Here is a 13,301-nt window from a genome sequence, read left to right as displayed (position 1 = left end):
CCAGAAGAGGGGTTACCCCCGCAAGCCTACGCCACTCACGAACCGGCCGATCAGCACGCACACGCACCTCACCGGCCCAACGTCGAGCGCAACCCCACCCGCACCAACGCCGCATGCAACTGCTGCGACAACGCCACCAACTCCCGCGCCGTCTCCGCTGCCCGCGCCCGCGCCGCCGGATCACTCTGCCGCACCAACGGCGCCACCAACTGCGCGAACAAACCGACCTCACGATCGGCCGCCGTCCGATAACCCCGCAGATGCCGCGGCTGGAACCCGTACGCGGCCAGACCCGCCACCGCCCGCGCAATGATCAACGCATCGCCGTCGTACCACCCCGGCGGATCCGACACCACCAGCCCGAGCCGCTCCAACTCACCCAACGTCGACTCGTCCAGCCCACTACGCGCCACCAACTCGGCACGATCCAACCGGACCTGCGCCGACTCGACCGCCGACGCCGCGCCACGACCCGGCACCGCACCGTCAGGCCCCACCGCCACCAACGCCGGACGCGAACCCTCCGGCACCTCACCATCGGTGTCCCAGCGCGCCAACTGCTCACGGATCACCCGCAACGGCAGATACTGATCCCGCTGCGCGGTCAGCACGAACCGCAACCGCGCCACATCGTCCCAGCCGTACTTCCGGTAACCCGCCGCCGTACGCTGCGGCTCCACCAGGCCCTCAGCCTCAAGAAACCGCAACTTCGAAATCGTCACGTCCGGAAAATCCGCCCGCAACTGGGCCAGCACCTCGCCGATACTCATCAACGGCGGGGCGCCACCCACCCCGGACGGCCTGGAGGCCGCAGGCTCGTTCACCCCCGGCCGGCCTCACCCTCCGGGCGCGGACCGGCGATGAACACCACCCGGAACTTGCCGATCTGCACCTCGTCACCGTTGCTCAAGGTCGCCGCCTCGACCCGCTCCCGGTTCACGTACGTGCCGTTCAAACTGCCCACGTCCCGCACCGTGAACGTCCCACCATCCCGGTGGAACTCCGCGTGCCGACGCGACACCGTCACGTCGTCGAGAAAGATGTCACTGTCCGGATGCCGCCCACTGGTCGTCACGTCATGATCCAACAGGAACCGGGCACCCGCGTTCGGCCCCCGCCGGACCACCAGCAGTGCCATCCCCGGCGGCAGCGAACCGGACATCCGGCTCGGCACCACATCGGTGTCCGGCCCCTCCAGCGCTTCCTCGAGCGAACCGAGATTGAGCGTCGACGTGACGTCGAGCGGGGGGAACTCGTCGCCTGGGCGAGTCATGGGGACCACCTCACGGAATCTGTTTCGGTCGGCGTCGGGAGACGGCGGGTCTGGCCGCCGGGCTCTCATCCACCCGGCGGCTGGCTCTCCGTGCCCCGAAAGGCTGTCCGCGACGCTCAACTAATGGGTTCTCGGTCGACTGGGCGAGCCTAGCCAGCGCCGAAAAACAGGGCAACCGGACGCGCGGCAGACACCGCCCCGCCCGCACAGCAAGGAAGCTCAGCTCTCCGTCAACTCGCGATACGCGTCCGCACTCAACAACGCGTCCACCGCCGCCGGATCCGACACCGCGATCTCCACCAACCAGCCCGCGCCGTACGGATCACTGTTGATCACCTCGGGCGTGTCGACCAACGCCTCGTTGCGCGCCGACACCGTCCCAGCCACCGGGGCGTAGAGCTCCGACACACTCTTGGTCGACTCGATCTCACCCAACGACTCACCGGCCGCCACCGCCGCCCCCGCCTCCGGCAACTGCACATACACGATGTCGCCAAGAGCATCCTGCGCGAAATGGGTGATGCCCACCCGAACGGCGCCACCGTCCGCGGCAGCCACCCACTCGTGCTCGGCGGTGTAACGCAGATCCTCAGGAATCACCAGCAGCGTCCTCATCCATCGCGACACCGGACCAACCGGTGCCGCCCGCCGACCTTCAGGAGACCGGACGGGCATGTTCCATCGGGCGGGGATCGTGCAGTGCCGAGACCTCGGCAACCTCACGCTCCTCAACGATCACGTTACCGCCGTCACCGGCCACCGACGCGACCACCCCACCAGGAATGTTGAGCGCCGTACGCATCGTCGCCGGGTCACCCAGCACCGTGATCGTGAACGGCCCCGTCAACGGACGCCCGTCCACGATCAACGACCCGCCCTCCCCGTTCAGGAAATACGTCGACGCCACGATCCGCACCGTCGCCCGGTCACCACCGGAGATCTGCATCGCCTCCGCACCGGCGCCCCGCAGCTCCTGCACCGCGTCCAGCACCCGCGCCGCCGAGATCGGCTTCGTCCCCGCCTGGAACCGCACCGTCAGACCCGGACCCCGCGCCGGCAACGTGCCCGCCAGAATGCCCAACTCGTCCGCCCGCCGGGTCGCCTCCTCCAACGCGGCCTGACGCCCCTGCTCACCCGAACGCAACTGCCGCTGGCTGTCCTCCAACGCGGCGATGTCCTGCCGCAACCGGATCTCCCGCGCCTCCAGGTCGTACAGGATCCGGACCAGATCCTCCTGCCGCGCCGCCGCCAACGACGAATCCGTCGTCGTCATCTTCAGCTGCACCGCCAGGGTGAACCCCAGCAGCCCCAGCAACATCACGATCATCACCGCGGCGGAACTCAACCGCCGCCACGGCGGCACCGCCGCAGCCGGCTCGGCGGCGCCCGCCGAGCCCGACCCGTCCGGCGCGGCCGACGGCTCCTCGTCCTCCGCCGGGTGACCCTGCGGCGACAACGGACTCAACTCGTCCGGATCCGGCGCCTCCGGACGCGGATCCGGCTCTCCCGCCGGGCCGTCCGGCCGCGCCGGCTCCGCCGGCTGCGGCCACCCCGTACCCGTCTGCGTGTGCTCGTCATTCACGCCACAAACCTACGCCCGGAACAGGTGCCGACGGATCGCCGCCACGTTGCCGAAGATTCGAACCCCCAACACGACCACCACACCGGTGGACAACTGACCGCCCACCCCCAACTGGTCACCCAGATACACGATCAGCGCGGCCACCAGCACGTTCGAGATGAACGACACCACGAACTGCTTGTCGTCGAAGATGCGGTCAAGCTTCGCCCGAACCCCACCGAACACCGCGTCCAACGCGGCCACCACCGCGATCGGCAGGTACGGCTGCAACGCCGCCGGCACCGTGGGATCAAGCCACAGCCCGAGCAGCACACCGGCCAACAGGGCCAGCACCGCGATCATCGACCACCTCCGGAGGGACTGGGGGACGTACCCGAGCCGGACGACTCGTCTGCGCCCGACGACGACACGCTCGGACTCACCGCGGGCTCCGCGTAGCGTAGCCGTGGCTCCGGAGCAGCGGGCAGCGTGAGGTCGTCGGCGTCGCGCACCGCGAAGGAGACCCCCGTCACCTTCGCCACCTGGCGCATCGTCAACGCGCTCCCGCTGGCCTCGTACCGCTCACGCATGCCGTCCGGCCCGATCGCACTCACCTCGTACGGCCCGGTCACCGGACGGAAGTCGACAAGGATCGCCTGACCCGCGGAACGGATCGTCGACGTCGACGTCAACCGTTGCCCGTTGATCGCGATCGCCTCGGCACCGGCCCCCCACAGGTCGTTCGCCACGCTCTGCAGATCAAGGTAGATCACCTGGGCCGGACCGGCGTCGGTGCCGCTGAGCGCGTCCTGACCAGCCGGCGCGTCCGCCAACTCCACCACCACACCGTCACCGCGCACTCGCCCCAGGCCGGTGCTCGCCTCCAGCTCCCGCAACCGGGCCGCGTGGGAACCCCCCAACGCGGCCTCCCGCTGCCGGTTGACCTCCTCGCGCAGTTCCTCGGCCCGCGTCGACAGCGCGTCGGTCTCACCCTGCCGCTGCTTGATCTGCGCCACCAGGCCCGAGCGGGCCTGCGCACGACCCGGCTCCTCGGCCACTGTCTGCCGGTAGGCCACCGCGAACAGGAACCCGAGCAGCACGACCACCACCAGGCCGATCGGCCCCACCGACCAGCCCGACCGGGCCGGACGGCCGGTCTTCGCCCGTCGGGCCGCCGCGTCGGCGTAGCCCGGATCCAAGGGATTACGGAACAACTCGGTGAGAAAGTCCGGGGTGAAGCCCCTCGGCCCACGCCGGCTCTGACCGGGATCGTCGCTCATGACGGCCCTCCCCCGTGCGGCAGCAGGGCGCTGAGTCGATGGACCGCTCGCCGCCGCGCGCTCATGCGACCGTTTCCTGCCGCTCGCGTACCGCCCGCACCAACTGCCGGGCCTGGATCACGTACAGCACACCGGCGATCCAGTAGAGCACCAGACCCCACCACGCCAACGCCCAGCCGATCGCGCCGGCGGTCGCCGCGGCCGCCGGAACCACCGCGGCCAGCAGCAGGATCGGAAAGGCGGCCAGCAACAGGAAGGTGGCCGTCTTACCGACGTAGTGCACCGGCGGCGGCCCGTAGCCGTGTCGCCGCAGCACGCCGAGCGAGCCCAGCAGCAGCAGCTCCCGCGCCAGCAGTGCGGCGGTGAACTGCCACGGCACCACCTCACGGGCGGTGAACGCGATGAGGGTGGCGAGGATGTAGAGCCGGTCGGCGAGCGGGTCGAGCAGTTCGCCGAGCCGGCTGACCTGTCCCAGCCGCCGGGCGATCCAGCCGTCCACCCAGTCGCTGGTGCCGCCGACGGCCAGCACCACGATCGCGGCGACGTCGGCGCGAGCCACCAGGAACAGGAAGAGGAACAGGGGCACACCCAGCAGGCGGACGAAGCTGATCAGGTTCGGCCAGGTGAGCACCCGGTCGTCGGATGTCCGGCCATCGCCGCCGCGGGCCTGCGGTCGCTCCGCCCGACCCGACACCGAACCTCCTCCGCGACGCGCTCGGGCACCGCGGCCCTGGTCCGCCGCGCGGCGTCGTACGCGTATCCAGCCGGCTGCTGCCGGCGCCCCCTGTGATTCCTGCCCCGGCCGTCCATCGTCGATGATCACCGGCCGGTCGGATGCGCTGCCACTATAGCGGGCTGTCGTGATGCTTCCGCTGCCCAGAGGTGGCGGGTCGGTCGTCGATCGATGCAGTGTGACTGGCGTCACTTCGCGTAAAACGTCCTAGGATACTAGGGTCAGGTGCTACGGGTGCCCGCGCCCTGCGCAGTCGCCGCCCGCCCGAAGGCCACAAGTGCCCAGAGCAGCTCCTGCCGTCCCCGGACCGGCATCCGTTCGAGGACGGCCCGTACCGCCTCGTGCCGGCGTGAGCGCACCTCCGCCAGCAGCGCCTCGGCGGCGGCGGTCGGGGCAAGGCGCACCTCCCGACGATCCCGCGGGTCGACCGTACGGCGCACCAGCCCGATCGCCTCCAGCCGGTCACAGAGCCGGCTGGCCGAGGAGGGCACCACGTCCAGCAGCTCGGCCAGCCCGTTGACATTCGTCTCCGGGCGGACGCTGAGCAGGGACAGCACCCGTAGCTGGGTCGGCGACACCGCGAGCCGGTGCCGGTGCACGGCCGAGTCGAGCACGCCCACCAGCGCCTCGGCGGCCGTGTCCATCGCCGCGCTGAGATCCGGTCGCTCCACCCGATGTCCCCTGCGATCGTTCCGCTGTCCACACCGACCCGCCCCACGGTAGGTCAACCCAGATCCCGGCCGGCCGAGCCACGCCAGTCCAGACAGACGACAACCGCGTCGTCCCGCAGATCGGCGTCCGCGTGGAAGCTCTGCAACTCGCGCATCACCGTACCAACCGCCTCGGTCGGCGGCTGTAACCGTGTGGCCCGCATCGCCCGGGCCATCGCCCGCTCGCCGTACGTCTCCCGGCCGCTCGGATCCGCCGCCCACACCCCGTCGGAGACGACGAACAACCGGTCCCCCGGGTCGAGGTCGAACTCCTGGAGGTCGTACCGGGTCTCGCCGAACATGCCCAGCGGTAGCTGCTGTTCCAGGGCGACCCGGGACACCGCACCGCCCCGCACCCGCACCAGATGCGGCGAGCCTGCGTCCACCGCCCGCACCCGGCCGCTGGCACAGTCCAGTTCGAGCAGCAGCGTGGCCACGTGCCGATCGCCCCGATGCTGGTAGTAGACCGTGTCGGAGGCCAGCTCGGCCTGTTCCACCAGGCCGCCACCGGAGCGGCGGGCGTTGCGCATCGCGTTCACCGTCACCGCCGTCAACAGCGCGGCGGCGAGGCCGATACCGTCGCCGTTGAGCACCGTGACGGTGAGCCGCCCCTCGTCCAGGGACCAGTCGAAGTGGTCACCACCCACCGTGTACGCCGGTTCGAGCTGACCCGCCAGGTGGAAGGAGTCGTGGCTGACGCTGCGCCCTGGCAGCAGTTCCCACTGCAGCTCCGCCGCCATGCTCAGCCGCTCCCGCCGCCGGACCCGCCGGTAGCGGTCGGTCTCCCGGTCGGCCGCCCGCAGCGACATGGCCAGATCCCCGGCCATGTCGACCGCCGCGCGCACCACCGTCTCCGTCGGTTCGCCGGTCAGCTCGACCATGAGCACGCCGAGCCGCTCGCCCCACACCGTCAGCGGCAGGTGGATGCGGCACCGCCCGTCCTCACCGGACTCCCGGACCGGCTGCTGGCTGCTGAAGCAGCGCCGCACCGTACCCTGGACGTCCGAGCCGGCCGCGCCGCCCGGGCGCGAGTCGAGCACCGGCCACAACCCGCTGATCCGGTAGTCGGCGAGGTAGACGGCGGTGCCCGACGCACCGAGCGCCGACCGGATGGCCAGGTCGGCGGCTTCGACCACGCGGTCGGGCGGGGCCTCACGCAGGGCGCGGGAAATCCCTGTGGGGGCATCCGCCATGACCATCCTCCGAAAATACTTGCTCTGGGGCAAGCATCATACGGAGGTGGATCCACGCATGGTCACCCGGCCGACCGCCTCGGCGGTATCGCCCCGCCGGCCGCCGGGAGACGGCGATACTGACCGGGACCGGTCCCGATGACGACCGAGCACGGGAGGCGACGGTGACCCCGGACAGCGGTGCGGCGGTGGTGGTCGGCGTGGACGGCTCCGAGTCCGCCCGCGCCGCGCTCCGACTTGCCGCCACGGCGGCTGCCCACCGCGGCCGACCGCTGCGGGTGGTACACGCCTTCATCTGGCCGACGCTGCACTCCCCCGTCCGTCCGGCCACGCAGGGCGCCCCCGACGGCGGGCTGCGAGCGCGCGCGGAGCAACTGGTCGCCACCGCCGTCGACGAGGCCGAGGCGACCGCTCCCGGGCTCCGGGTCACCGGCGAGCTCGTCGACGGTGAGGCCACGGCCGTGCTGCTCGCCGAGGCGTCCACCGCGACGATGGTGGTGGTCGGTGACCGCGGCGGCGGTGGGTTCGCGGCGCTGGTGCTCGGCTCGGTCGCGGTGAAGCTGGCCGCGTACGCCGACTGTCCGGTGCTGGTGGCGCGCGGCACCTCGCGCGCCGACGGTGCCGTGGTGGTCGGGGTGGACGGGTCGGAACTGTCCCGCCGGGCCGTGGAGTTCGCCGTCCAGGAGGCCGCGCTGCGCGATACCGCGGTGCTCGCGCTGCACGCCTACCGGCATCCGGTGTCCACCGGTCCGGGTGACATGCAGCCGCTGGTGTACGACGAGTCCGAGTTACGGGCCGACGAGGACCGAGCGGTGGCGGAGTCCATCGCCGGGCTGACCGAGCGGTACCCCGAGGTGCAGATCACCCGCAGCTCGGTGCGGGGTCGCGCCGCACGGGTGCTCACCGACGCCTCCCGCCAGGCGCAACTGATGGTGGTCGGTGGACAGGGGCGGGGTGAGGTGACCGGACTGCTGCTGGGTTCGGTGAGCCAGTCACTGCTGCACCACAGTCACTGTCCGGTCGCGGTGGTACGCCCGCCCCGATGACCGGCCGGCACGGTTGACGGCGGTTCAGGCGGGTAGACGGGCCGCGTCCGCCACCGGCGGCGAGCCGACGCCACGGCCACGACCCAACGGGTCTACCGAGGCCGCGACGACGAGGCGCCGAACAAAGGAGACAGTCATGCCCGGACCGCGACCCGGCAGCAACGCCTACGACAAGCAGCGTGCCCGCCTCCGCAACGCCATCGACGGCTCGGGCCGACACACCCCGGACCAGAAGGCCGACGAGGCGGCGAACCGGATCCTGCGGGAGGACCGGGGCCGGCGCGGCGTCGTGCGGGGCGAGCGGACCTACGGGCCCAAGGGCAACCGCGAGCCCGGAGATCCGAAGAAGTGAGGGCGACCGACCTGACCGACGGCCTCATCGCCGGGGCCGTCGGCACCACCGCACTCAACATCGCGACCTACCTGGACATGACGGCCCGGGCCCGACCGGCCAGCCAGACGCCGGAGCGCAGCGCCGGGAAGGTGGCCCGCATCAGCCATCTGTCCCTGGGCTCACCGCAACAGGCGGACAACCGGCGCAGCGGCCTCGGTGCGCTGATGGGCTACGCCGTCGGTGCCGCCGCCGCCACCGGCTTCGCCCTGCTGACCCGGGGCCGCCGACAGCCGCTGCTGCGGGCTGCCGTCCTGCTCGGCGGAGGCGTGATGACACTGACGGACGGATCGCTGACCCTGCTCGGCGTCACCGATCCGCGCACCTGGCGCCGCGTCGACTGGCTCGCCGACCTCGGCCCGCACCTCGCCTTCGGGCTGACGGCCGCAGCCACCTGGAACCGGCTGCGGCCGTCGAGCTAGTGCGTCCAGCTACCGGTCGCTGTCGTCCTCGGCGACCGGTCCGCTCGGACCGTACGGCGACACCTGGCCGTGCGGCACCTTGCGGCCGGTGTCACCCGGCGACGAGCCACGGTTACGGGGATGGCCCACCGGATCGGGGCCCTTGTTGTCCTGGCTGGTGTCACCGAGGGCGTTGCGCCGCAGTTCCTGCTGCTGCGGGTTCGTCACGGTGCTCTCCCTTCGCCGGTACGCGGCAAGCTGCCGCGTTCACCCGCGGCTTACCCGTCCCCGTCGGCGGCAATCCGGCGCGGTCAGCCCGGCGAGGGCTAACCGTGCCGCCGGTGGGTACACCCCGCGGATGGGCGACCAACGGGCGCTGGCGCGGACCCTGCTGACCCGCCGTACGTACGCCGAGGAGGCCGGCATCGCGCTGGCCGACCGACCGGCGCCGCTGTATCAGCTGCTGGTGCTGGTCACGCTGCTGAGCACCCGGATCCGGGCGCAGGTGGGGGTGGCGGCGGCCCGGGAACTCTTCGCGGCCGGCTACCGCACCCCGCAGGCCATGGAGGCCGCCAGCTGGCAGCAACGGGTCGACGCACTGGGTCGCGGCCACTACCGCCGCTACGACGAGCGGACCGCCACGATGCTCGGCTCCGGCGCCCGGCTCTGCCTGGACCGCTGGCACGGCGACCTGCGGCGGATGCACCGGGAGGCGGCCGGCGAGCCGAGGCAGCTGCGCCGGCTGCTCACCGAGTTCCCCGGCATCGGACCCACCGGGGCGGACATCTTCCTGCGCGAGGTGCAGTCGGTCTGGCCGGAGCTGCGCCCGTACGCCGACCGGCGGGCGGTGGCCGGAGCGCGACGGCTCGGTCTGCCGGCCACCACGGACCGGTTGGCCCGGCTCGTCGACGACGTCGACTTCGGTCGGCTCGCCTCGGCACTGGTCCGGGTCGCCCTCGGTGAGGAGTCGGCCGGGCAGATCACCCGCGCCGCCGCCACCCGCTGAGCGTCGTCACTTCGCCGCGTCGCCGCCGGGCCTGGTCAGGTACCACACCAGCAGCGACGCCAGCAACGCCAGCACCACCAACCCGCCGGAGAGGCCGCGCCCCTCCTCCGGCGACCGGCCGGTGGTGCCGAAGTAGATCACGGCGAGGCCGGCGAGCACCGCGAGGAACTTCCGGATGCCTCGGTCCTTCACAGTCGGCACCGTACGCGCCACCAGACGCGATCGGGCGTTTTGGCGATATATGTCCCCCGCAGGAGGGAGCGTTCAGTCGACCTCCAGATCGTCGAGGGAGATCTTGTGGCTCATCAGCCACCGCGCCAACGCCGACATGCCGAACAGCCACAGCGGCGCGGACTCGGTGGTGCCGTTCGTCGCGTAGACGGCGAACCGCAGGTCCGGCGCCCGGTACGCCTCGATCCGCCACCGGTGCTGCCGGTCCCGCCAGACCGCCGAGGGGTCCATGCCGTCACGGTAGGTGCCGGCTCCGGTTCCGGGGCGACGATGCGCTCAATCCACCACCACCCGGGCGTCATCCGGCAGTCGCCGGGTCAGGCCCCGCTGGTCCAGCAACTCCAGCAACGGAACCGCCACCCGGCGGGTCGTGTCGAGCGCCTGCCGGGCGGCGCTGAGGGTGAACGGCTGCGGCAGCCCGGTCAGCACCCGCACCGCCTGCTGCGGCGCGCCGGGCGGCAGCAGCACGTTACCGGTCAGTCGCAGCAGCGCCCCGGCCCGCACCGCCGCACCGATCTCCCGGGCACCCAACCCGACGGCGGTGAGCCGCGCGGCGTCGGGGGCGCGAAACGGGTGGGCCGCGTAGTCCTCGCTCACCAGGGCCAACGCGCGGGCCACCGGCTCGGGCAGCGCCGCCGTGCCGGGTCCCACCACCCGACCGGCGACCAGCCGCAGCGGCGGCCGGACCAGCGCCTCGACAAGCAACCGGTCGGGCAGGTCGAGGCGCCGGCGGAGCTGCTCGACCGGGACACCCGCCGCCAGCGGATGCGCGGCGGCGTGCTCGGCCACGGCCACCGCGAGCCGATCGCCCAACCGCCGCCAGTGATCCGGATCGGCCAGCCAGTCACCCGCCACCGGCGACCGGGTCACCGGCACCCCCGCCCGGACCAGGTCGCCGACCCGGGCCAGGCCGCGGCGGCCCAGCTCACCGGCGAGATCGGGACGACCGTCCAGGGTGGCCAGCACCGCCGCCCGGGCCGCCGCGGCACCCCGACGAGCCAACGGCGGCGGCAACACGTCGAGCACGGTGACCGCCCCGGCGACGTACCGGCGGCCCGGATCACGCAGCAACGCCCGGTCCCCCACCAGCAGCGGCAGCGGGCGGCTCAGCCGCAGCCGGGCCGTGTCCGACCCCAGCGGACGGATCCGCACCGGCACCGCGGCCGAACCGACGTGCAGCGTCAGCGTCACCGGCAGCTCGGTCACCGCGACACCGGCCAGGCGTACGTCGACCAGGTCGGTGGGGCGGAACCGACCCGGGGTGAGCAGCGCGTCGCCGCGGCTGATCCGGTCGCGGGCCACCCCCCGCAGGTTCACCGCCACCCGGGCCACCGGCACCGCCTCGTCGCAGGCGACACCGAGCCGATGCAGGCCCCGGATCCGCACCGGTTCGCCGCTGCCGGCCAACTCCAGTTGGTCACCGACGCGCAGCCGCCCGGCGCCCAGGGTGCCGGTCACGACGGTGCCGCTGCCCCGCACCGTGAAACAGCGGTCCACCCAGAGGCGGACCGGGGCGTCGGGCACCGGGGCCGGCATCCGGTCGGCCAACCGGTCCAGCGCGGCCCGCAGCGCGGGCAGGCCGGCACCGGTCACGGCACTGACCGGCACCGCCTCGACCCCGGCGAGCGAGGTCCCCGCCAGCTCCGACCGGGCCCGGGCCAGGGCCGCCGCCGGATCGGCCAGGTCCACCCGGGTCACCACCAGCAGGCCGTACCCGACGCCGAGCGCGTCCAGGGCGGCCAGGTGCTCGGCGGACTGCGGCATCCAACCCTCGTCGGCCGCGACCACCACCACGGCGGCCGGCACCGGACCCACCCCGGCCAGCATGTTCGGCACGAACCGCTCGTGCCCCGGCACGTCGACGAACGCGACGGTACGACCCGACGGCAGCGCCGTCCAGGCGAACCCGAGGTCGATGGTCATGCCCCGGCGGCGTTCCTCCGCCCAGCGGTCCGGTTCCATCCCGGTCAGCGCCCGCACCAGCGTCGACTTGCCGTGGTCGACATGCCCGGCGGTGGCCACCACCAGCATGGTCAGTCGTCTCCCGACACGGCCAGCACCGCCGCGCGCAGCAACCCGTCGGCCCGCTCGGGCACGCAGCGCAGGTCCAGCAGCAGCCGGCCACGGACCACCCGACCCAGTACCGGTGGGTCGCCGACCCGCAGCGGGCCCGCGTACCGCTCGGGCAGGCTCAGCGCCCACGAGTCGAGTTCGACGCCGGGTGCGCCGCCGCCGCCGACCACCGCCACCGACGGGACCACCTCACCCTTGCGACCCTCGGCCGTGAGCGCGTCGCGCAGCCGTTCGGTCCGCTGACGCAGCACCACCGGGTCGGCGTGCAACGCCCGACGGGTGGGGGTGTCCTGGTCACCGAGGGTGCCCGCGAGGGCGGCCAGGGTCAGCTTGTCCACCCGCACCGCCCGCGCCAGGGGGTGCCGACGCAGCCGCTCGACCAGGTCGGCGGCGCCGAGCAGCAGCCCGGCCTGCGGACCACCCAGCAGCTTGTCACCGCTGGCGGTGACCAACGCCGCCCCGGCCCGCAGGGTGCTCGCGGCATCCGGTTCGTCCGGCAGCAGCGGGTCGGGCACCAGCAGCCCGGAGCCGATGTCGGCGACCACCGGCACACCGAGCCCGGCCAACCGCCGTACCGGCACGGCCGAGGTGAAACCGGTGACCCGGAAGTTGGACGGGTGCACCTTCAACACGAAACCGGTACGCGGCCCGACGGCGGCGGCATAGTCGGCGAGGGCGGTCCGGTTGGTGGTGCCCACCTCCCGCAGCCGGGCGCCGGTGCTGGTGAGCAGGTCGGGCAGCCGGAAGCCGTCGCCGATCTCCACCAGTTCGCCCCGGCTGACCACGATCTCGGCGTCGGCGGCGAGCGCGGTGGCCGCCAGCACCAGCGCGGCGGCACCGTTGTTGACCACGTGCACCGCCTCGGCGGCGGGTACGGCGGCGGCGAGCGCGGCCAACGCGTCCCGCCCACGACGGGCGCGCCGCCCGGTGCCCAGGTCCAACTCCACGTCGGTGTACCCGGCGGCGGCGGTCACCGCGGCCAGCGCGGCCTCGGAGAGAGCGGCCCGCCCGAGATTGGTGTGCAACACCACCCCGGTGGCGTTGAGCACCACCCGGGGCACCGGCGGCGGCAACGCGGCCAACGCGGCGTCGCGTACCCCGGTCGGGTCGATCTCCCCCCGGCGGGCCCGGTCCTGCGCCTGCCGCACCGCGCTGCGCACCCGGTCGCGGCCGACCGCGACGGCGGCCGCGACCAGCGACGGCTCGGCCAGCAACACGTCGGTACGCGGCACCCGGCGCCGCGGGTCGGCGCCGCCGTCGCTCATCGGTTCATCTCCTCGCAGCCTGGCGGAGACGGACGGGAATCGAACCCGCCTGGCCCGGATCCCGGACCACACCGGTTTTGAAGACCGGGAGGGGCACCAGCCGCCTGAACGCCTCCACCGGCCATTGGATCACAGTGC

Annotated in this window: 18 protein-coding genes and 1 tRNA gene; 4 read left to right on the top strand and 15 right to left on the bottom strand. The window is 73.0% G+C overall.

The features are described 5' to 3' along the window. Positions 1-68: 68 nt before the first annotated feature. The 9 genes from ftsR to O7605_RS26540 form a co-directional block, all read right to left on the bottom strand. Entirely contained in the window at positions 69-770 is a 702-nt protein-coding gene (gene ftsR, locus O7605_RS26580) for a transcriptional regulator FtsR (RefSeq protein ID WP_269741703.1), read from the bottom strand. Positions 771-820: 50 nt separating this feature from the next. After that, positions 821-1,273: an oxoglutarate dehydrogenase inhibitor Odhl gene (gene odhI / locus O7605_RS26575; RefSeq protein ID WP_093402417.1), complete on the bottom strand. Its 453-nt coding sequence runs from the start codon at positions 1,271-1,273 to the stop codon at positions 821-823. A gap of 219 nt (positions 1,274-1,492) precedes the next feature. Next, positions 1,493-1,873, bottom strand: a complete 381-nt coding sequence (gene gcvH / locus O7605_RS26570; RefSeq protein WP_164449897.1) for a glycine cleavage system protein GcvH — start codon at positions 1,871-1,873, stop codon at positions 1,493-1,495. A 55-nt stretch (positions 1,874-1,928) separates the two neighbouring features. Next, complete coding sequence (locus O7605_RS26565; protein WP_269741702.1) at positions 1,929-2,855, bottom strand: DUF881 domain-containing protein; 927 nt, start codon at positions 2,853-2,855, stop codon at positions 1,929-1,931. 9 nt (positions 2,856-2,864) lie between these two features. Further along, on the bottom strand, positions 2,865-3,197 hold the full coding sequence (locus tag O7605_RS26560) for a small basic family protein (RefSeq protein ID WP_093402419.1): 333 nt from the start codon (positions 3,195-3,197) through the stop codon (positions 2,865-2,867). Next, complete coding sequence (locus O7605_RS26555) at positions 3,194-4,114, bottom strand: DUF881 domain-containing protein (protein ID WP_269741701.1); 921 nt, start codon at positions 4,112-4,114, stop codon at positions 3,194-3,196. Before O7605_RS26555 ends, O7605_RS26560 begins: the two co-directional genes overlap by 4 nt. Positions 4,115-4,175: 61 nt before the next feature. Next, complete coding sequence (locus O7605_RS26550) at positions 4,176-4,808, bottom strand: CDP-alcohol phosphatidyltransferase family protein (RefSeq protein WP_443083969.1); 633 nt, start codon at positions 4,806-4,808, stop codon at positions 4,176-4,178. Positions 4,809-5,068: 260 nt separating this feature from the next. After that, positions 5,069-5,518, bottom strand: coding sequence for a MarR family winged helix-turn-helix transcriptional regulator (locus O7605_RS26545; protein WP_269741700.1), 450 nt, complete (start codon positions 5,516-5,518; stop codon positions 5,069-5,071). Positions 5,519-5,571: 53 nt separating this feature from the next. After that, positions 5,572-6,750: a PP2C family protein-serine/threonine phosphatase gene (locus tag O7605_RS26540; RefSeq protein ID WP_269741699.1), complete on the bottom strand. Its 1,179-nt coding sequence runs from the start codon at positions 6,748-6,750 to the stop codon at positions 5,572-5,574. Positions 6,751-6,914: 164 nt separating this feature from the next. Here O7605_RS26540 and O7605_RS26535 point away from each other — a divergent pair, with 164 nt between their 5' ends. The 3 genes from O7605_RS26535 to O7605_RS26525 all read left to right on the top strand — a co-directional run bounded on the left by O7605_RS26535 (position 6,915) and on the right by O7605_RS26525 (position 8,609). Then, a complete protein-coding gene (locus O7605_RS26535) occupies positions 6,915-7,796 on the top strand; it encodes a universal stress protein (RefSeq protein ID WP_269741698.1) in 882 nt (293 codons plus the stop codon). A gap of 136 nt (positions 7,797-7,932) precedes the next feature. Continuing rightward, on the top strand, positions 7,933-8,148 hold the full coding sequence (locus O7605_RS26530) for a phosphatidylethanolamine-binding protein (RefSeq protein WP_269741697.1): 216 nt from the start codon (positions 7,933-7,935) through the stop codon (positions 8,146-8,148). Beyond that, a complete protein-coding gene (locus O7605_RS26525; RefSeq protein WP_269741696.1) occupies positions 8,145-8,609 on the top strand; it encodes a hypothetical protein in 465 nt (154 codons plus the stop codon). The genes O7605_RS26530 and O7605_RS26525 overlap by 4 nt, the downstream gene beginning before the upstream one ends. Positions 8,610-8,618: 9 nt before the next feature. Here O7605_RS26525 and O7605_RS26520 read toward each other — a convergent pair whose 3' ends face one another. Next, positions 8,619-8,816, bottom strand: coding sequence for a hypothetical protein (locus O7605_RS26520; RefSeq protein WP_269741695.1), 198 nt, complete (start codon positions 8,814-8,816; stop codon positions 8,619-8,621). Between the two features lie 130 nt (positions 8,817-8,946). Between O7605_RS26520 and O7605_RS26515 the strand changes: the two genes are divergently transcribed. Continuing rightward, the gene (locus O7605_RS26515) at positions 8,947-9,594 is read left to right on the top strand and encodes a hypothetical protein (protein WP_269741694.1); all 648 of its coding nucleotides are present in this window, start codon (positions 8,947-8,949) and stop codon (positions 9,592-9,594) included. A gap of 6 nt (positions 9,595-9,600) precedes the next feature. On the opposite strand, the gene O7605_RS26510 is transcribed toward O7605_RS26515, so the two are convergent. The 5 genes from O7605_RS26510 to O7605_RS26490 all read right to left on the bottom strand — a co-directional run bounded on the left by O7605_RS26510 (position 9,601) and on the right by O7605_RS26490 (position 13,279). Beyond that, on the bottom strand, positions 9,601-9,786 hold the full coding sequence (locus O7605_RS26510) for a hypothetical protein (RefSeq protein WP_164449908.1): 186 nt from the start codon (positions 9,784-9,786) through the stop codon (positions 9,601-9,603). A gap of 72 nt (positions 9,787-9,858) precedes the next feature. Further along, entirely contained in the window at positions 9,859-10,056 is a 198-nt protein-coding gene (locus O7605_RS26505) for a hypothetical protein (RefSeq protein WP_093402430.1), read from the bottom strand. A 45-nt stretch (positions 10,057-10,101) separates the two neighbouring features. Continuing rightward, the gene (selB, locus tag O7605_RS26500) at positions 10,102-11,856 is read right to left on the bottom strand and encodes a selenocysteine-specific translation elongation factor (RefSeq protein WP_269741693.1); all 1,755 of its coding nucleotides are present in this window, start codon (positions 11,854-11,856) and stop codon (positions 10,102-10,104) included. Positions 11,857-11,858: 2 nt separating this feature from the next. After that, positions 11,859-13,163, bottom strand: coding sequence for an L-seryl-tRNA(Sec) selenium transferase (gene selA / locus O7605_RS26495; protein ID WP_269741692.1), 1,305 nt, complete (start codon positions 13,161-13,163; stop codon positions 11,859-11,861). A gap of 20 nt (positions 13,164-13,183) precedes the next feature. Further along, positions 13,184-13,279, bottom strand: a tRNA-Sec gene (locus O7605_RS26490). Between the last annotated feature and the right edge of the window lie 22 nt (positions 13,280-13,301).

It is taken from the genome of Verrucosispora sp. WMMA2121, assembly GCF_027460185.1.
In the GTDB taxonomy this organism is placed as follows: Bacteria; Actinomycetota; Actinomycetes; order Mycobacteriales; family Micromonosporaceae; genus Micromonospora; species Micromonospora palythoicola.
This window is presented reverse-complemented; position numbering and strand designations above follow the sequence as displayed.